The sequence below is a fragment of the Polyangium jinanense genome (genome assembly GCF_028435265.1).
GTDB lineage: Bacteria > Myxococcota_A > Polyangia > Polyangiales > Polyangiaceae > Polyangium > Polyangium jinanense.
This window is the reverse complement of the sequence record NZ_JAGTJK010000080.1, coordinates 14,315-33,283: the sequence shown is the minus strand read 5'-3', so window position 1 is coordinate 33,283 and position 18,969 is coordinate 14,315. Positions and strand designations below refer to the sequence as shown.

At 66.0% G+C, this 18,969-nt stretch carries 11 protein-coding genes; 6 read left to right on the top strand and 5 right to left on the bottom strand.

Features of this window, described 5'->3' with window-relative positions; all coding sequences use genetic code 11:
• Positions 1 to 261 precede the first annotated feature (261 nt).
• The gene (locus tag KEG38_RS50970; protein WP_272428192.1) at positions 262 to 3,168 is read right to left on the bottom strand and encodes a hypothetical protein; all 2,907 of its coding nucleotides are present in this window, start codon (positions 3,166 to 3,168) and stop codon (positions 262 to 264) included.
• A 348-nt stretch (positions 3,169 to 3,516) separates the two neighbouring features.
• Here KEG38_RS50970 and aspS point away from each other — a divergent pair, with 348 nt between their 5' ends.
• Complete coding sequence (gene aspS / locus KEG38_RS50965; protein ID WP_272428191.1) at positions 3,517 to 5,322, top strand: aspartate--tRNA ligase; 1,806 nt, start codon at positions 3,517 to 3,519, stop codon at positions 5,320 to 5,322.
• Positions 5,323 to 5,465: 143 nt separating this feature from the next.
• Here the strand turns inward: aspS and KEG38_RS50960 are convergent, their stop codons facing one another.
• The gene (locus tag KEG38_RS50960; protein WP_272428190.1) at positions 5,466 to 5,996 is read right to left on the bottom strand and encodes a hypothetical protein; all 531 of its coding nucleotides are present in this window, start codon (positions 5,994 to 5,996) and stop codon (positions 5,466 to 5,468) included.
• A gap of 463 nt (positions 5,997 to 6,459) precedes the next feature.
• On the opposite strand from KEG38_RS50960, the gene KEG38_RS50955 reads away from it, so the two are divergent.
• From KEG38_RS50955 to KEG38_RS50940, 4 genes are all read left to right on the top strand, one after another.
• Positions 6,460 to 6,921 (top strand): hypothetical protein, encoded by a 462-nt coding sequence (locus KEG38_RS50955; protein ID WP_272428189.1) that lies wholly within the window; start codon positions 6,460 to 6,462, stop codon positions 6,919 to 6,921.
• A 226-nt stretch (positions 6,922 to 7,147) separates the two neighbouring features.
• The gene (locus KEG38_RS50950) at positions 7,148 to 7,684 is read left to right on the top strand and encodes a VOC family protein (RefSeq protein WP_272428188.1); all 537 of its coding nucleotides are present in this window, start codon (positions 7,148 to 7,150) and stop codon (positions 7,682 to 7,684) included.
• Positions 7,685 to 7,691: 7 nt separating this feature from the next.
• A complete protein-coding gene (locus tag KEG38_RS50945; protein WP_272428187.1) occupies positions 7,692 to 8,336 on the top strand; it encodes a polysaccharide deacetylase family protein in 645 nt (214 codons plus the stop codon).
• Positions 8,337 to 8,404: 68 nt separating this feature from the next.
• Complete coding sequence (locus KEG38_RS50940) at positions 8,405 to 9,298, top strand: fumarylacetoacetate hydrolase family protein (protein ID WP_272428186.1); 894 nt, start codon at positions 8,405 to 8,407, stop codon at positions 9,296 to 9,298.
• Here the strand turns inward: KEG38_RS50940 and KEG38_RS50935 are convergent.
• The 3 genes from KEG38_RS50935 to KEG38_RS50925 are packed head-to-tail and all read right to left on the bottom strand — an operon-like array spanning position 9,295 to position 14,889.
• On the bottom strand, positions 9,295 to 10,731 hold the full coding sequence (locus KEG38_RS50935; RefSeq protein WP_272428185.1) for a TolC family protein: 1,437 nt from the start codon (positions 10,729 to 10,731) through the stop codon (positions 9,295 to 9,297). The two genes, KEG38_RS50940 and KEG38_RS50935, sit on opposite strands and share 4 nt — an antisense overlap.
• A gap of 7 nt (positions 10,732 to 10,738) precedes the next feature.
• On the bottom strand, positions 10,739 to 13,909 hold the full coding sequence (locus KEG38_RS50930; protein ID WP_272428184.1) for an efflux RND transporter permease subunit: 3,171 nt from the start codon (positions 13,907 to 13,909) through the stop codon (positions 10,739 to 10,741).
• Positions 13,906 to 14,889, bottom strand: a complete 984-nt coding sequence (locus tag KEG38_RS50925) for an efflux RND transporter periplasmic adaptor subunit (RefSeq protein WP_272428183.1) — start codon at positions 14,887 to 14,889, stop codon at positions 13,906 to 13,908. Before KEG38_RS50925 ends, KEG38_RS50930 begins: the two co-directional genes overlap by 4 nt.
• A gap of 638 nt (positions 14,890 to 15,527) precedes the next feature.
• On the opposite strand from KEG38_RS50925, the gene KEG38_RS50920 reads away from it, so the two are divergent.
• Entirely contained in the window at positions 15,528 to 18,926 is a 3,399-nt protein-coding gene (locus tag KEG38_RS50920) for an MYXO-CTERM sorting domain-containing protein (protein WP_272428182.1), read from the top strand.
• Positions 18,927 to 18,969: the final 43 nt, after the last annotated feature.

Genomic DNA, 18,969 nt, shown 5'->3' with positions numbered 1-18,969 from the left:
ATGCGCGGTTTATCCGACGGGCCCGTGACAAGACCCTCCACGACCTTGCCAACCAAGACAGCAGCACTGCCGTAGGTGCTGGGGACGTTCGGCCTGTTCGATGAACTGCGCGATGCGCAGTTCATCGACCCCGGGTCCAGCGCTTGCGCTGGTCCGGGTCCAGGGGTGGACAACCCCTGGTCGGGTCCGGGGTGAAACCCCGGCGCTACGCCGTGGCCCAGAGGCCCCTCCCCGCGCGGGAGAGGGGCCCGGGATCGCGATCTAGAACCCGGCGCGCCGCGAGCGCAGGCGCCGCGCAAAGGCCGCAAGGCCAAGCGCAAGGCCGAGCACGCCTGCCGAGCCCGCGTCGCCACGCGTGCTGCTGCCTGCCGCACGGCAATCGCAGCCGCTGTCGTCCGGGGGAAGGCCGCCGCCCGCGCCGGCCGAGCCACCCGCGCCCGCGCCGCCCGCGCCGCCGGCACCACCCGCGCCGCCGTCACCACCGGCGCCACCGCCGCCGCCTGCGCCGCCCTCGCCCGTCTCGCAGACGCCCGCCTCGCACCTGCCGTCGGTGCAAGCCGTGCCGTCAGGCACCGTGCCGTCGTCTGGGCAATCGTTCGTCGCGCCGTCGCAGAGCTCCGAAAGGTCGCATTCCCCCGCCGCCGGCCGGCATTCCGTGCCCGCCACGGCGAGCGCGTCGGCCGGACAATCCACAGCCTGTCCGTCGCAGCTCTCCGCCACGTCGCAAAGGCCGATTGCCGCGCGGCACACGGTGCCGGCGCTCGACACCACGTCCGCCGGGCAATCGTTCGCCGCGCCGTCGCACGTCTCCACCGCGTCGCAACCGCCCGCCGCGGCTCGGCACTCGGTGCCCGCCGCGACCTTCGCATCCGCAGGGCAAGCGCCGTTCACGCCGTCGCAGCTCTCCGCCGCGTCGCAAGCGCCCGCCGCGGCACGGCACGCGGTGCCCGCCGGGACGAGGTTGTCGCCGGGGCAGAGCGGCGTGAACCCGTCGCAGATCTCGTCGACGTCGCACGCGCCCACGGCCGCGCGGCAAACGAAACCGCCCGCGGCGACCGCGTCCGCAGGGCAAGCGTTGCCTGCGCCGTCACAGGTCTCGGCCGGATCGCAGCCGCCGATCGAGGCGCGGCACTCGGCGCCCGCCGCGACCTTCGCGTCCGCGGGGCAAGCGGTGCTCGTCCCGTCGCACGCCTCGGCCACGTCGCACGCGCCGCCTGCCATGCGGCACTCGGTGCCGGCCGGGGTCGGCGTGCAGGTGCCCACCGCGCCCGCGAGGTTGCAGGCCTGGCAATCGCCCGCCGCGCTGCCGCCGCAGGCCGTGTTGCAGCAGACGCCGTCGGCGCAGAAACCGCTCGCGCAGTCCTTTCCGGCCTGGCATGCCTGCCCGTTGTCGAGCTTGTTCTGCGGCGTGAACAGGTACGCGGCGCCGCTGCTCGCGGCCGCGCCGGTGTGCGCCACGGCGCCGACGATCGCCCACGAGCCGCTCACGCCGACGGAGTGACCGAACTGATCGCCGAGCCCGGAGTCCGCGCCCGTGAGCTTCTTCTCCTGGGCCCACGTGCCCGCGTTCCGCAGGAACACGTACGCCGAGCCGGTCGATTGCGGTTCGTCGTAACGCGCGCCGATGACTGCCGTGTCCCCGACGATCGACACGGAATGGCCGAACTGATCCCCGCCGTCGCCATCCGCCGCGAGGATCTGCGCCTGCTGCGCCCAGACGCCTGCGTTCCGCGTGTACGCGTACACCTTGCCTTGCGAGGCGACGGCGAGCGGCGCGGCGATGAGCGCGGTGTCGCCCGAGACCGCGACGGAGTAGCCGAACCAATCGTTCGGCTTGCCGTCGGGCGGGGCGAGCTTCGCTTGTTGCGCCCACACGCCCGCGGTCCGGAAAAACACGAACGCCGAACCCGACACCGAGCCATTGTCGTCATCGCCGTACGCGCCGACGACGATGGTATCGCCCGAGACCGCGACGGCCGTGCCGAACTCGTCCTGCCCCGCGGCCGCCGCGCCTGCCGTGAGCTTGGCGCCTTGCAGCGCGAACGTGGTCGCGCCCTTCACGTAGACGTAGGCGGATCCGGCGTCGACGTTGGCGCCGTTGTCGTCGAACGGCGCGCCGACCACGAGCGTCGTGCCCGAGATGGCGACGGACGAGCCGAACCGATCGCTTGCGGCCGCGTCGTTCGCGGTGATCTTCTGGAGCTGCGTGAAATTCGAGCCGAAGGCCGTTCGCTGGAAGACGAAAACCGCGCCGCGGCTGGCGTTGTCGATCGGGGCGCCAACCGCGATGATGTTGCCGGAGATGGCCACCGTGCGGCCGAACCGATCGCCTGCCGTGAGCGTGGCGTCGCCCGAGAGGAGCCTTTGCGTCTGCGTCCAGGTGTTGTTCCCGGCGTTCCGGAGGAACACGTATGCCGAGCCCGCGTCCGCGCCCTTGGCGGCGTCGTCGTCGTCCGGCGCGCCCACGACGGCCGTGTCCCCGTCGATCGCCGCGGCATAACCGAACGCGTCGTCCGCCGCGCCGTCGTTCGCCAGGAGCTTCTGCGACTCGGCCCATACGATGGGATCGACCACGATCGGATAGACCGCGCCCGTGTCGTCGACGTGAATGGCGAGCCGGCCCTCTTCGGCCGAAAGGAACGACGGGAGCACGCGGCCGTTCGCGTCCGTGACGTAAAGGTCGGTGTAGCGGAGGATCACCTCGCCGGCCTCGTCACGCAGGAGCGCCGCGTCCGCCTCGGCCGTGAGCTCAGGCAGGAGCCCCTCGGCGCGCATCGAAAGCGTGACCGTTCCGCCGCCCGCCTCGCGGCACGCGGGCCGCTTCGCGAGATCGAAGCCCTGCTCCAGGCCGAGCGGGCCATTCAAATACCACTCCACGACGTCGCCGCGGCGATATTCGGCGCGATTGCCACGCGCCTCGGGCGAAGCCTCGGCAGCCGGCTCGAGGTCGCCGTCGCAGCCCACGGCGTCGAGCGAAAGCTCGAACGGGCGATCGGCGCGCACGTCGACGGCGACCCGCACGCCCGCCGGGGAGAGCTCCGCGGAGAGGCCCTGCGCCGGGTTCCTGGCGGAAATCGTGCCTTTGTCGCCGCGCTCCAGGCGATACGCGGGCGAGGCATCCTTTTGCACCGCCGCCACGTAGGCCGCGCGCAGCCCCGCGTGATCCACCGCTTCCCCTACCGGGGGCGTTTTCGCCTGCGCCGAAAGGGAAGCGTCCCCCGATTGCGGACCCCTGTCGTCCGCCCCGCACGCTGCCGCGAGCGAGACCGGAAGAGCAAACCACCATCGCTTCGCTGCCAACATTCTTCACCCCGTATCGTGAAGGGAAAAAGCTACACTCTGGACGAGCGGCCATGTTACCAAAGCCGTACGTGCAGAGCGACGCCTTACGGCGGAAGCACGTCCGCTTCGCCTCCGCGTGTGTGCCGGGACCGCGTTGGGAGGGTCACGAAAAAGCGACCATGCGAGCTGCCTGGCCCGTTGATGTAGCGGCGTGAGCGACTATGCTGCGCCGCCATGTCGGAATTTTTGGCGGACAAGAAGCGCACGCACTCTTGCAACGCGCTGCGTGCGAGCGACGTCGGCAAGGACGTCGTGCTGATGGGCTGGGTGGCGCATCGCCGGGACCACGGCGGCCGGGTGTTCATCGATCTGCGGGATCGCGAGGGCCTGACGCAGGTGGTCTTCGGGCCGGAGATCGGGAAGGAAGCGCACGAGCTCGCCAGCGAGCTGCGCTCGGAGTACTGCATCGGCATCGCCGGCAAGGTGGTGACGCGCGTCTCGTCGGGTGGGCAGCCCAATCCGAAGCTCGCGACCGGCGAGGTCGAGGTGAATGCCGAGACGCTCCACATCTTCTCGCGGTCGGAGACGCCGCCGTTCCTCATCGAGGACGAGATCGACACGCGCGAAGAAATCCGGCTGAAGCACCGCTACCTGGATCTGCGCAGGCCCGCGCTGCAGCGAAACTTCCTGGTGCGCTCGAAGCTCTACCGCGCCGCGCGTGATTACTTCCACGGCGAGGGCTTCACCGAGCTCGAGACGCCGTTCATGGTGAAGTACACCCCCGGCGGCGCGCGAAACTTCCTCGTCCCCTCGCGCCTCAATCCGGGGAACTTCTATGCGCTCGCCGAGTCGCCGCAGATCTTCAAGCAGCTCTTCATGGTCGCCGGCTTCGAGCGATATTTCCAGATCGTGCGTTGCTTCCGCGACGAGGACCTCCGGCTCGATCGCCAGCCCGAGTTCACGCAGGTCGACGTGGAGATGTCCTTCATCACCGAGGAGGACATTTACGCAACGATGGAGGGCCTCATCGCCCGCGCCTGGAAGGACGTGCTCGACGTGGACCTGCCGCGCCCGTTCCTGCGGATGAGCTACCGCGAGGCGATGCTCAAATATGGCTCCGACAAGCCCGACCTGCGCTTCGGGCTCGAGCTCGCCGATCTGACGGAGGTGCTCCGTCCGCTCGAAGGAGGCGGCGTGCCGCTCTTCAAGGGCGCGCTCGAGCAGAAGGGAATCATCAAGGGACTCCGGATCCCGGCAAAGGAAGCCGCGTCGCTGTCGCGCACGGAGGCCGACAAGCTGGAAGAGTTCGTGAAGGGATTCGGCGCGCGCGGCCTCGCGCGGGCGCGGGTCGGCGAAGGCGGCGAGTGGACGCAGTCGCCGCTCAGCAAGACCGTGACGCCCGAGGCGCGGGCCGCAGTGAACGCAGCGCTCGGCGCCGGCCCCGGCGATCTGCTGTTCTTCCAGTTCGGCTCGTTCAAGCTCGTGAACGCAGTGCTCGGCGGCCTGCGCCTGCACCTCGGGCACAAGCTCGGGCTCGTGCCCGAAGGCCAGTGGCGTTTCCTCTGGGTCACCGATTTCCCGATGTTCGAGCAGGCCGAAAGCGGGCAATGGGTCGCCGCACATCACCCGTTCACGTCGCCGAAGCCGGAGCACGTGCAATACCTCGGCACCGACAACGGTCGCGTGGAGGCGCGCGCCTACGACCTCGTGCTGAACGGCAACGAAATCGCAGGCGGCTCGATCCGTATCCACCAGCGCGAGGTGCAAGCCAAGGTCTTCGCCGCACTCGGCCTCTCCGAGGACGATTTCCGCGCAAAGTTCGGCTTCCTCCTCGACGCATTCCGCTACGGCCCGCCCCCGCACGGCGGCATCGCCTTCGGTCTCGACCGTCTGACGATGCTCCTCTGCAACGCAGGGAGCCTGCGCGACGTCATCGCCTTCCCGAAGACGCAAAAAGGGACGGATCTCATGACGGACGCCCCCACCGGCGTCGCCCCCGAGCAGCTCGACGAGCTCGGCGTGCAGCTCAAGAAGGTCTGAGGCAAGGGCGGAGGCGGGGCGTCGCCCCGCACCCCAGAAGGGGGCTCCCCGCCCCCTTCACCCCGGGCCAGGCACGGCCTGGACCGAAGGCGGATCAACCGCGCGATGCGCGGTTGATTCGACGGATCCGTCAGCGTCTCCGCTCAAGGCTCCACGGAGACGTCGAGCCTCGCTTCGAGCGATTGCATATCGAAGTAAGCTGGATTGTTCGGTTTCATCGTGACGGAAAGGATCGTCGCCGTGAACCGAAGCTGCCCCGCCTTCACCGAACGCTCGGCGCATCTATCCATTTCGCTCGCGTCGAGCTCGATCACGCTCTCCACGAGCGCCGAGTGAGGGTCGTGCACGTCCTCGAGCCCCGCGATCAAGATCTGCACGCCCGGCGCATACGAATGACCCTCCGCCCCATTGTATGCCTGCCCTGTCCAGCCGAAGAAGTAGGCATATCCAACAGGATGGCCGTCGATGGACTCGATCGTCGCCGTGACGCCCGTGCAACAAAATGGACCGATCGAATCATTGTTGTTGGGTGTCGCTTCATCGGGCAGCAGGAACGTCGACTGGACGAGCGACGGGTCCAGCCCGTCCGGACCAGGGCAAGCATCGAGCTCCTCGCTCTCGCAACCGAAGGTCAACACCGCCAAACCAACCCAAAGCCACTTTGCAAAGCGCATGGCCAGCGCGTATGCACGGCGGATGCCAGCCGATGTACTGCGCGATCCCAGGAGGGAGAACACGCGCAGAACCACGAACAGGTGACAACGTGGCATTTATCACCCCCAAATGCGCCAGGTTGTCTCGGCCGCAGGGGTAGAGCGCGGGCCGATTCAGCCACTTGGCGCGGCTCACCCCATGGAACAGTGGAATGCTCCAGGCCTTCGACGGCACAATCTCCCGGATCGCATCGAATACCCGCTCCCGCCACCGTCCCCGCTTCTGCTCCATTGTTTCCACGCCCGACAGCGCGTTGCCGACGTCCGTTTTTCTTGCTCGAATGAACACGTCGTGAACGACTCGACAATCGACCCAGCGGCTCGAAGGAGATGGGCACTGGGCGCTCTGCGGACGAGGCCGCGCATCGTGGCTCGGCCTCACAGGAGACGTCCAGCATGCGAAGAAAACCGGGAGGCTGCCGATATGAATACCATCTCGAAGCTCGGAACGCTGCTGCTCGCGCTGTCTGCCTTGATGGCCATGGGCACGGGCTGCGCTGCGGGGGCTTCCGAAGCCAACACCGACGACGATATCGAAAGCGCCGAGGACGCAACCGTCGCGGACGCAGACGAATTGTCCACGACGGAAGATGCCGCGGCCCTCTCGACCGGGTGGGGGCCCGGCAGATATTACGGCGGCGGCTCTTGTGGAGCACCGTGCGGCGCGTACGGGTACCGGGGCGCTTGCTCCCGCGGCTTCGCGGACGACTTCGACGTGTACCGCGGCCCTGGCGGCGGGTACGGCGTCGTCGGCCCCCGCGGAAACGTCGGCTTCGTCGGCCCCGGCGGCGGGTACGGCATCGCCGGCCCGGGCGGCGCGATCGGCGTCGGCCCCCGCGGAAACGTCGGCTTCGTCGGCCCCGGCGGGAACGCCGCCATCTACTAATCGTGCACGAGCGCCATCGCGCGTCGTGCCAAACCAGCGATGATGGCTGAGCACGTCATCGCTCCTCCGTGGCGGCCGCCACTTTTTCGCAATGGCGGCCGCCACCCCTGGCGGGAAAGGGCTGCGAACGTTCTTCGACGCGCCGCGTCCCGATTCGCGTTTTTGCCGACCAAACGGCTTGACCGCTGGAGCGCCGAAAGTAGCCTCTCGACAGGAAGGAGATCGCATGAGCGCACGACGGCCGAGCCGGCTGCACCACACGGCATACGTCTCGAAGGATCTCGAGAAGACGCGAGCATTCTACGAGGAGATCATCGGGCTACCTCTGGTCGCCACATGGTGCGAAGCCGACGAGCTCTTCGGCGAGGTGCGGACCTATTGCCACTGTTTCTTCGGCCTCGAGGACGGGAGCGCGCTCGCGTTCTTCCAGTTCGCCAGTGACCGCGATCAGAATCTCTTTGGTCCGCCGATGCCAGCGTCGCCGTTCCACCACATCGCGCTGACGGTCGACGCCGAGACGCAGCGCGCGATCGAGTCGCGCATCGAGAAGGCAGGCTATCGCGCGCCAGACACGTACGTGCTCGAGCACGGGTACTGCCGGTCGGTCTACGTGAAAGACCCGAATGACATGATCGTCGAGCTCACGTGCGACGCCCCGAAGGCGGTGACGCCGGACGTCGAGGAGGCGCGGCGCAAGGAAGCGCATCGCGAGCTTGCCCGCTGGCTTTCCGGCGACCACACCTCGAACAACAGCTACCGGTGATGTCGGGTTGAGGCGCGCGACGCTCACGTTCGACAACGGGCCCGACCGTGCAATCACACCGGCGGTGCTCGACATCTTGCGGCGAAGGAACGTCCCGGCGCACTTCTTCGTCCTCGGCAAGCATCTCGCGGAGCCCGAAGGCCGCGCGCTCGTCGCCCGCGCGGTCGCCGAAGCACATTGCGTCGGCAATCACTCGTTCACCCACGAGATTCCGCTCGGCGACGATCCGCGGCCCGACGCCGTCGCCGCGGAGATCGCCGCGACCGACGCGCGCCTCAAGTCGCTCGTCCCTGGCCCCAAGCGCTTTCGGCCGTTTGGCGGCGGGGGCATCCTCGGGCCGCATCTGCTCAGCCGCGCGGCCGTCACTCACCTCGTCGAGCAGGGATACTCCTGCGTCCTCTGGACCTCCGTCCCGCGCGACTGGGTCGACCCGAATGGCTGGGTGGCGCGCGCGCTCGCGGATTGCCTTGCCCAGCCGCACGCGGTCGTCGTCCTGCACGACATCCCGGATGCATGTCTCGCGGGGCTCGAAGGCTTCCTCGACGCTGCGGAGCGCGAGGGGATCGAGCTCGTCACCGACCTTCCGCTCTCCGTCACGCCGATCCTCGACGGCAAGATCGTCGGCGATCTCGACGCCATCGTCGCAAAATGAATTGACCGCAGCAGGCGATGGCTTAGAGCATCGAGCAGCGAACGGTTCGATGCTCCTGGAGGTAGACCTTGAAGCTGTCGTCGCTCTCCGCAAACGAAAAACCCTTCATCGGTGTACGCCGCGCGGACGGGATCGTAAACGTGAATGCTGCCATCCCGGGACTGCCGACCGACGTGGGCGCGCTCCTCCAGTCGCCCGCCTACGACGCGCAGCAGCTTGCGGACGTCGTCGAGCGAACGGCGGTGAGCTCGCTCCTCCGCGACGACGAGGTCCGGTTTCGTCCGGTCATCCCGGCGCCGGGCAAGCTGCTCTGCCTCGGGCTCAACTATGTCGATCACGCGGCGGAGAGCGCTCACCGTGCGCCGGAGTACCCGGTCGTCTTCGGGCGTTATCCGACGAGCCTCGTCGGTCATGGGGAGCCGCTCGTGCTGCCGTCGGTCTCGACGCACTTCGATTACGAGGCCGAGCTCGGCGTCGTGATCGGAAAGACCTGCCGCAAGGTTTCTCGCGAGCAGGCGCTCGAGCACGTCGCCGGGTATACCTTGCTGAACGACGGCTCGATTCGCGACTATCAAATGCGCACGCACCAGTGGACGATCGGAAAAAACGTCGATGCTACCGGCGCGCTCGGTCCCGAGCTCGTCACCGCCGACGAGCTGCCTGCGGGCGCAAAGGGCCTCGTGCTTCGCGGCATTCTCAACGGAACGATCATGCAGGAGGCGAACACCTCGGACATGATCTTCGGCGTCGCCGACGCAATCGCGATCCTGTCCGAAGTGATGACGCTCGAGGTCGGCGACATGATTGCGACTGGCACGCCCGGGGGCGTCGGCTTCGTGCGCAACCCTCCGGTTTTCATGAAGCCGGGAGACGTGTTCGAAGTCCAGGTCGAGCGAGTCGGTACGCTGCGCAATCACGTCGTCGCCGAAGGACCGGGGCCGTTGAAGGGATCGGCGCTCTAGGAACCGGAGCGCCACCCACCTCCGAGTGCTTGGTAGAGATTGACCACGGCCAGCCATTGCCGCTTCCTCGTCTCGATCAGCTCCATTTGCGCGTCCAGAGAATCCCGCCGGGTCAGCAGGACTTCCATATAGTCAGCTCGAGCAGATTGAAAAAGAACCGTGGAAACTTCACTCGACCGGGTGAGTGCCTCCACCTGCTGCGACTGGAGCTCATAAACTTTTTCAAGGTTTTCGATCCGCGCCAGTTGATTCACGACGTCGGTGAACGCTTGCAGGAGCGTCCTCTCGTAGTTGAACACCGCCTGAAGCTGCCGGGCGTTCGCCGAGCGATACTGGGCCTCGATCGCTTGTCGGTTCAGGAGCGGCGCCGCAAGATTCCCCGCCAGGTTGTAGATGATCGAGTCCGGCGTCACGACGAGGTGCTTGGCGTTGAAGGACCTGTAACCGACCGCGGCATCGATACTGAGCGAAGGGTAGAACTCCACCTTCGCCACCTTCACGTCCAGCTTCGTGGCCGAAAGCTCCAGCTCGGCTTGCCTGATGTCCGGGCGGTTCTTCAGCAGATCGGAAGGAAGTCCCGACGTCACCTTCGGCAGAGGATCCTTGAGCTTCTGAACGTTTCGGCTCACGGTCTGCGGGTAGCGACCGACCAGGAAGTTGATCCTGTTCTCGGTCTGAATTTTCTCCTGCTCGAGGCCGTAGAGGCGGCTCTTGTTCTTCAACACCTCTGCTTCGAACCTCTGAACCGCGAGCTCCGTTACCCGGGCAGCCTGCTTCTCGAGCTTGATGATCTCCAGCGCGTCCCCCAGGATTTCGACGTTCCGTTTCATGACGTCGAGTTGGCTGTCGATGGCGACCAGCTCGAAATAAGATCTGGCGATTTCGGCGACGATCTGCGTCACCATGAAATTCCGGCCTTCGATGGTCGCGAGGTAGCGGAGGTCGGCCGATTTCGTGGCGTTCCGCAGTTTCCCCCAGACGTCGACCTCCCACGAGCCCCATAGTCCGAACGTGAAGTCCCCCAGATTCTGCGGCAATCCGTGGCTTTCGTCGCTGACGCCCTGGCTCGTGTTTTTTCCCACTCTTTCGACGCCGACACCAGCCCCGACGCCGACCTTCGGGAGGTAATCGCCTTGCCTCGCCGACACTTCATTGCGGGCGATGATGATCTCTTGCAGCTGGATGTTCAGCTCCTGGTTTTTCTTGAGCGCCGTTTCGATGAGCGCCCGGAGCTCGGCGTCGTCGAAGAATTCACGCCACACCGTCTGCGTCGCTCTCGCGGGCGGAGGCGATGCGTTCGAGGTGTTGCTCGAACGCCCGAAGCTCTGCGGAATCGCCTTGCTCGGCTCCCTGGGCTCGTTTCCTTCCAGAGAAGGGATGCAGCCCGTCGCGAAGAAGCAGATGCACGCCAGCGTGGCGACCGACGGTGACAACCCTTTCCTAGACATAGTGGCTCACATTCTCGGTCAAGGGTTCGTCTTCTTCGGCCTGGATCAGACTCCTACGTTCCGCGAGTGTCCCGAAGATGAAGTAGAGACCCGGCACGATGACCACGCCGAATACGGTGCCGAAGAGCATTCCACCGAGCGCCGACGCGCCGATGGTGCGGTTGCCGATGGCGCCCGGCCCCGTCGCGATGACGAGGGGAATCAGGCCCGCGATGAAGGCAAAGGATGTCATCAAGATGGGGCGGAAGCGTGCCTTCGCTCCCTGAATGGCCGCCTCCATCACCGACGCTCCCTTGTGGTGTGCCTGGACGGCAAACTCGACGATGAGGACTGCGTTCTTGCCGAGGAGGCCCACCAGCATGACGAGCCCAACTTGAGCGTAAATATCGTTCGCCAGGCCGAGGAGCTTCAGCATCAGGAAGGAGCCAAACACGCCGACGGGTAACGAGCAGATGACCGCGAGCGGGAGGAGGAAGCTCTCGTATTGGGCAGCGAGCACCAGGTACAGGAATGCGAGAACGACCAGGAAGATGTAGACGGCCTCGTTCCCACGCTTCGCCTCGTCGTAGGAGAGGCCTTCCCACGCGATGTCGTAGCCGCGTGGCAACGTCTTCGCGGCGACCTCACGGACGGCCGCAATCGCATCTCCGCTCGTGTACCCCTTTGCCGGGCCGCCGCGGATCGCCGCGGAGTTGTACATGTTGAACCGCGTGATCTCGTTTGGTCCCTGCGTCTTCTTCAGCTTCATGAACGCCGAGTACGGCACCATCTCTCCCTTGTCGTTCTTGACGTACAAGCTCATGACGTCCGAGGGGAATCGCCGGTATTCCGGCGCCGCCTGGGTGTACACCTTGAAGAAGTTGCCGAAGCGGATGAAGCCCTGCTCGTAGGTGCTGCCGATGAGGATGTTGAGGTTATCCATGGCGTTCTTGATCGAGACGCCCTTTTGCATCGCCAGCTCGTTGTCGATCTCCAGCTCGTACTGCGGATAGTTCGCTGCGAAGAAGCTGAATAGCCCGGTCAGCTCCTTCCGCTTTCCGAGGTTATCCATGAATTCTTTCTGGACACGATCGAAATCCTGGTAATCCGTCTCGTTGTTCTTGTCCAAGAGGCGGAGCGAGAAGCCGCTCGCGGCGCCGTAGCCCGGGACGGCCGGCGGCTCGAAGAATTCGACGATCGCGCCGATGTCCTTCGCCTTCTGCTCCAGCTCTTCGATGATCTGGGTGACGGTGCGCGTGCGCTCGGACCACGGCTTGAGGTTGATGAGGCAGGTGCCCGCGTTCGAGCCGCGTCCCTCGGTCAGGATCTCGTAGCCGGCGAGGGAGGAGACCGAGGCGACGCCGTCCACGCTCTTTGCAATGACCTGCAGCTCTCGCGAGACGTCATTCGTTCGCTCGAGGGTCGTGCCCGGGGGCGTCTGGATGATCGCGTAGATCTGCCCCTGGTCCTCGTTGGGCACGAATCCGGCAGGAAGGACCCGGCTGAGCTGCAGGACACCAAAGCCGAAAGCGAACAGGATGCCAAAGGTGACGACCCTTCGATGGACCACCTTCCGGAGGAAGCGGACGTAGACGTTGGTCCCGGCATCGAAGGTGCGATTGAACGCATCGAGGAAGATGCCAATCGACGTCCGCTTCTTCGGATGACCGTGCGTATTTTTCAGGATCATCGCGCAGAGGACGGGCGTCAGGGTCAGCGCGACGATGCCGGAGAGCACGATGGATGAGGCCATCGTGATCGCGAATTGACGGTAGAAGATGCCCACCGGTCCGGTCATGAAGGCCACGGGCACGAAGACCGCGGTCATCATCAGGGTGATCGCGATGACGGCGCCACTGATCTCGCCGAGGACCTTCTTGACGGCGCTGTACGGCGACAAACCCTCCTCTGCCATCTTCACGTGGACCGCCTCGACAACGACGATCGCGTCGTCGACGACGACGCCGATCGCGAGGACGAGCGCGAAGAGCGTGATCAGGTTGATGCTGATCCCGAACATCTGCATGAAGACGAAGGCGCCGATGAGCGAGACGGGAACGGCCAAGGTCGGGATCAGCGTCGAGCGCCAATCACCGAGGAAGACGAACACGACGAGCGATACGAGGATGAAAGCCTCGGCGAGCGTGTGGAGGACCTTCTCCATCGACGCATCGAGGAAGCTCGAGACGTCATAGTTGATCTCGTAGTTCATCCCGGCAGGGAACGAGGTCTTCTTGAGCTCCGCAAGCTTCTCCTTGACGTTTTCGATGACCTCGCTCGCATTGCTCCCGTAGGTCTGCTTCAGCACGATCGCTGCGGAAGGGTGACCGTCGAGATTGGAATAGATATCGAAAAACTCGCTCCCGAGCTCGACCCTCGCAATGTCTTTGAGGCGGAGCTGTTCGCCGTTTTCATTCGCCCGGATGATGATCTTCTCGTATTGCTCGGGCTTGTTGAACCTGCCCTCGTAGACGAGAACGTATTCGAGCGACTGCGCCTTCACGCCGGTGGCCTGCCCGAGACGTCCTGGCGACCCGATCACGCTTTGCTCGCTGATCGCCTTCATCACGTCCTCGGTCGAGACGTTGTACGCCCGCATCTTGTCCGGATTGAGCCAGACGCGCATGGCATACTGCCGTGAGCCGAGGATTCGGGTCTGCGCGATCCCGTCGACCCGGCTCAGCTCGGGGAGGAGGTTCGCATTGGCAAAGTTGTAGAGAAACTTTTCATCGGCCGTCTTCTCCTCGCTATAGAGGTTCACGTACATGAGCATGCTGGGCTGCACGCGATTCATGACGACGCCTTCCAGCTGAACGAGCGTCGGAAGTCGGCTGATGACCTGATCGATCCGGTTTTTGACGTTGACGACGGCCTCGTTCGGGTCGGCGTCCAGCTTGAATACGACCTGGATCGTCGCCTCGCCGGCGCTCGTGGAGTCGGAGATCATGTACATCATGCCCGGAACGCCATTGATGGCGCGCTCCAGGGTGATGATCGAGGACTGGACCAGGACGTCCGCGCTCGCTCCCGGGAACGTGAGCGAGACCATGACACGAGGCGGCGAGATCTCGGGAAACTGCGAGACCGGGCGCGATCGCATGGCGAGTATGCCCAGGAACACGAGCACGATCGACAGGACCATCGCCATGACCGGGCGATGGATGAACTTGGAAGTCATGCTCATTCCGCAGGCACCTCCAAATGCGCGAACACGTCGGAAGGTTCCTTGTAATCGACCTCGATCTTGGCGCCGTCCCTGACCTTGCGCAGGCCTTCCACGAGGATCTTGTCGTGTTCTTCGAGGCCGCTCGCGACCGCGAAGACATGCGGCATCTCCGCGGCGATGGTGATGGGGCGCGAGTGGACGACGTTCTTTTCGTCGATGACGAAGACGAACTTCTTGTCCAGCACGTCGAAGGTCGCCTTCTGCGGAATGAGCAAGGCGTTCTTGAGCGGCACCTCCATCAAGATCTTCCCCGTCTCGCCGTGCCTCAGCAGCCCCTTGGGATTGGGAAACGTGGCCCTGAACGCGAGATTGCCGGTCTCGTTGTTGAAATCGGCCTCGATCGTTTCCACCGTGCCGGGTTGATCGAAGAGTTCGCCATCCGCCATCTGGAGTTTCACCGTGGTGGTCTTCTGATCTCCCGGCTGAGATTCGTATTTGAGGTACTCCACCTCGCTGACGTTGAAGTACACCCAGACCTTGCTGTTGTCGGAGAGCGTCGTGAGCAGGTCCCCCTCGTCGACCAGGCTGCCCATCCGCACCTGAAAGCGCCCCACGAGGCCGTCGAACGGCGCCCGTATCTCGGTCATCGATTTGTGCGTCGCCGCGAGTGCCACTTCGGCCTTCGCCTTGCTGAATTTCGCCTTGGCCAGGGCGAGTTCGTTGGGGGACACGACGTTCTTGTCGGCGAGGAGTTTCGTATTTTTGAGCTCGATCTCCGAGAGTTGCGCTTCCGCGTTGGCCTTCTGCACCTCGGCCTGGTAAATCATGGGCATGATTTGAAACATCTTCGCGCCCTTCGCGACCTGATGGCCTTCGTCAATGAAGGTCCCTTGCAGGTAGCCCTTTTCGAGGGCACGCAGCTCGATGTGCTGGATCGCGCGGATTTGTGCGACGTAGTCCCTGGTGAGCTCGGTGTCCTTCCGAAGAGGACTCGTCACGAGAAACTTACCTTGCTCCAGGGGTTCTTGATGTTCGTGGTGGCACCCCACCACCGAAAAGGCGGCTAGCAAGATGAAGAGGGTGGGGGATCGGTTCATCGCAGATGAGTCGGCATGACGGTCCCCGCGGTTCCATCCAAGCGTGAAAAAAGTTTCTTATGTATCCGTTTACAGCAAATTTGCTCTTCCGAAAAAATGTAACTTGAGCCACACAGAGAAGGGATCCTTTCGGCTCTCGTTTTGACACCGATGCTCGGTTCATGCCGGTCCAGGTCTCCTCCCTGCCTGGGACCGTTTGTCCTGGACGCCGGGGCGCGCGGTCGAGGCACGAATGAAGTGAGCGTGCAATAAAAGACGAGCGAATGCATTTCGCGCGGTATCCGGCGGCGCGGCCTCCCTGCCCCGCTTCCGCGCGCCCCCCACCTCCGCGCACACATCCACCTCCGCACACGCTCCGACACCACGCGTCAGGGGCGGTCGGTCGTTTTCGTGCCGCAGTTCGCCAAAAGATTGGCCTCCAAACGATCAACGGCGATGCTGGGGTGCTCGCTCTTTCCGCCCCGCCGTATCGGCGAGGCACATCGGAGGAACGTATGCAACCGTATCTTGCCGCATTCCCGACACGATCTGCCATCGATATGAAATCTGGCGTCGCCCGCATCCTCGGCGCCCTCGCGCTCGGTGGACTCCTCGGCGCGCTCCCGGCTTGTAGCTCGGGCCCGCCCGCCTCCGCGTCACCGCCCACCGCGCCCGCGCGCGCCTCCGCCCCCGTGGACCTCGACTCCATCGTCCGCGCCGTGCGCCTCGCTTATCGGGCCTCCGGCGACCACTTCGTGGGGGGCGGCCAGGCTTATGAGGTCGTGTATCACGCGGGCGCGTTCGACGTCACGCCCCGGCCCGACGATCGCAGCTCGGCGTCCGCAGCACGATTCCGCACGGTGGACATCACGCGTGGCGGGGCGCACCTCGATGGCGCGCCGAGCCCGCGCGTCGCCGCGGACGGCCACCTCTCCATCGCCCGGGGCGCGGTGGAGGAGCACCTGCGCAATGCGGAAGGCGGCGTCGAGCTCTCGTACTCCTTCGGCGAGCGGCCGACTGGCGCGGGGGATCTCGTCGTCCGGATCGAGGTCTCGGGCATGGCGCCCTCCGGCGAGACCTCCTCGGGCCACCATTTCGTGGATCCGGGGACGAACCTCGGCGTGAGGTTTGGCAAGGCCACCTGGATCGACGCGCGGGGAGTGAAGACCGACGTGCCCGCGCGGGTCGCGAGCGGATCCATCGAGCTCACCGTGCCTGCGGGCGCAATCGATGCGTCGGCGTATCCCGCGGTGCTCGACCCGATCATTTCGCCCGAGGTGGGAATGGATGCGCCGCTCGTCGTCCAGCCGGCCAGCCTGCAGGAGGAGCCGGCGATCGCGTATGGCGGCGGGCAATACCTCGTGGCCTGGCGGGATCGACGCTCGTACATCGACAACATCTATGCCACGCGCGTGCAGCCGGACGGCACGGCGCTCGACGCGTACGGCATCCATATCGCGGAGGGCATCACCCCGGCCGTGGCCTCCGACGGCCAGGACTTCCTGGTCACGTACAAATCCTCGAACAACATCTACGCCACGCGCGTGACCAGCGCCGGCCAGGTGGACGGGGGCGAAATCACGATCAGCGCGGGACTCCGATCGGAGTCGAACCCGGACGTCGCCTTCGACGGGACGAACTACGTGCTCGTCTGGGACGACACGCGCAACCACCCGAACAACGTCTTCACCGACGTATACCGCGCCCGCTTGACCCCGGCGGGCGTGCTGCTCGACCCGAACGGCGTGCTCACGGCCACCGAGGTCGTGAATTACTCGGCGGGCGGGCACAAGCCCGCCATCGCTTCGAATGGCCAGGGCTCGCTCATCGTCTGGCACGACGGCAGGGTCTTCGGCAAGCGCATCGATCCGCAGGGCAACCAGCTCGACACCACGCCCTTCCACGTGAGCCCAGAGCTCGTGGGCGATGACCGCGACGACGGCGCGGCGATCGCTTTCCTCGACGGGGCCTACATGGTGGTTTGGGGGCGCGGCGTCGGCTATCCCCAATCGGTGGTCGCAGCCCGCGTGGACCCGAATGGCACGGTGCTCGATCCCGCAGGGGTCGTCGTCACGCAGACGGCCGATCCGGATACGTATTTCACCGATGTCGACGTGGGCTCCGACGGGCAGGACGCGGTGGTGCTCTTCACGCGGGGCATTCACGAGCAGAGCTGGGGCACGTATCGCGTGCGCCTCGATTCGCAGGCCGCGGTGCTCGACGCGACGCCCGTGGCGCTCGCCCCGAACAGCCAGGGCCACGCGATCACCGTGGCCCCCGCGCCGTCGCTCGCGGTGTATTCGGACGACAGCACCTCGGACGAGGCCGCGCAGGATACGTTCCTGGCCGGCACGCGCCTCGCGCCGGGCGGCGCCGCCCTCGATACGCCGGGGATCTTGCTATCGAAAAGCGCCAATGCGCAATTCTCCCCCGCCGCCTCGTTCGACGGGACGAACTTCCTCGTGGTCTGGGCCGATCACCGCAGTTACGATGCGTCGAACGCCTTCCTGGACATCTGGGGCGCGCGCGTGAGCCCCGCCGGCGTCCTCCTCGACCCGAGCGGGATCCCGATCCGTGCCGGGGGGCGCTGGGATTTCGCCCCGCGGGTCGTCTTCGACGGGACGAACCACGTGATCGCCGCGTGGAGGACCGGCAGCCTGCCGCTCGAAGGCGATCCGGGCTATGACGCGGAGATCGTGCGGGTGAGCCCCGCGGGCACGGTGCTGGGCGTCACCGCCTTTCCGGGGGAGATCGGGACGTCAAGCAACGAGCCCATCGCGATCGCTTCGAACGGCGCGGAGACGCTCCTCGTGAACGACCATTTCGACGGCGTCCAGATCGCGCGCGTGAACACGGCGGGGACGCTCGCCGCGCCGCCGACGATGGCCGTCGAGATCTTCGATAACTGGTTCGGCCTCCAGACCGCGGTCTCGCACGGCGGCGCCGGCTACCTCCTGGCGTTCCGGGACAAGTCGAACGGCAATGACCTCGTGGCATCGCGGCTCGACGCGATGGGTAATCTCCTCGATCCGAGCTTCCTGCAGATCTCGGATCCGAGCATCCTCGTCGGACGGCCGGCGATCGCGTCGAACGACACGATGCACCTCCTCGTCTGGCCCGAGCCGACCCTCCAGGGCCCCCCCGGCTCCACCCTGCGCGCGGCGCGCGTGGACGCGAATGGAATGGTACTGGATCCCGGCGGCTTCGAGCTCGCCGTCGTGCCGGGCCTGCCATACGACTCGCCCTGCGCGTCCTTCTTCGTGACCGATTATTACGGCCCCTGCCCTGCCGTCGCGTACGACGGCAAGAACTTCGTGGTCGTCTGGCGGTCACCGCCGTCGGACGCGTCGGCCGAGAACCCCGTGAATCTCGTCGGGGCGCGGGTGGCGACGGACGGCACCATCCTCGAGACGTTCCCGGTCTCGTCCGAGCCCACGGGGGAGGGCCCGCCCTCGCTCGTCTCGCGAGGGAATGGCAAGACGCTGGTCACGTACGCGCGGTTCGTCGGGGAAATGCCTTACGCGGCGAGCCGGGTGCAGGCGCGGCTCTTGCGGGTGCCGCAGGCACTGGGCGAGGCGTGCGACGTGAACGAGGACTGTGACTCGGGCGCATGCGACGCGGGCGTCTGCGTGACGCCGGGCTCCGGCGTCGGCGGGGCCGGCGGCGAAGGCGGCAGCGCGGGCGCAGGCGGGGTCGGCGGCAGCGGTGGAGCCGGCGGCGCGGGCGGCAATGGTGGCGCTGGCAGCAATGGTGGCGCGGGCGGCAATGGCGGCGCTGGCGGCAATGGTGGAGCCGGCGGCAATGGTGGCGCAGGCGGCGCGGGCGGCAGCGACGGTGGTGACCCCGGCTGCGGCTGCCACACGCCCGGCTCTTCCACCGAAAATGCCGGCTCCCTCGTGGTCCTCGCGATGGGCGCGCTGTTCGCCGCGGGCCGGCGCCGGAACCGCGCGAAGGGCTAATCCCGACTCCTTCACCTTTCCAGATGCGGCGAGCCCCACGCCT

Excerpts from the sequence above, each read along its gene's own strand:
- KEG38_RS50930 (WP_272428184.1), bottom strand. The coding sequence starts at position 13,909 with ATGAGCATGACTTCCAAGTTCATCCATCGCCCGGTCATGGCGATGGTC.
- aspS (WP_272428191.1), top strand. The coding sequence starts at position 3,517 with ATGTCGGAATTTTTGGCGGACAAGAAGCGCACGCACTCTTGCAACGCG.
- KEG38_RS50920 (WP_272428182.1), top strand. The coding sequence starts at position 15,528 with ATGAAATCTGGCGTCGCCCGCATCCTCGGCGCCCTCGCGCTCGGTGGA.
- KEG38_RS50955 (WP_272428189.1), top strand. The coding sequence starts at position 6,460 with ATGAATACCATCTCGAAGCTCGGAACGCTGCTGCTCGCGCTGTCTGCC.
- KEG38_RS50960 (WP_272428190.1), bottom strand. The coding sequence starts at position 5,996 with ATGCGCTTTGCAAAGTGGCTTTGGGTTGGTTTGGCGGTGTTGACCTTC.
- KEG38_RS50950 (WP_272428188.1), top strand. The coding sequence starts at position 7,148 with ATGAGCGCACGACGGCCGAGCCGGCTGCACCACACGGCATACGTCTCG.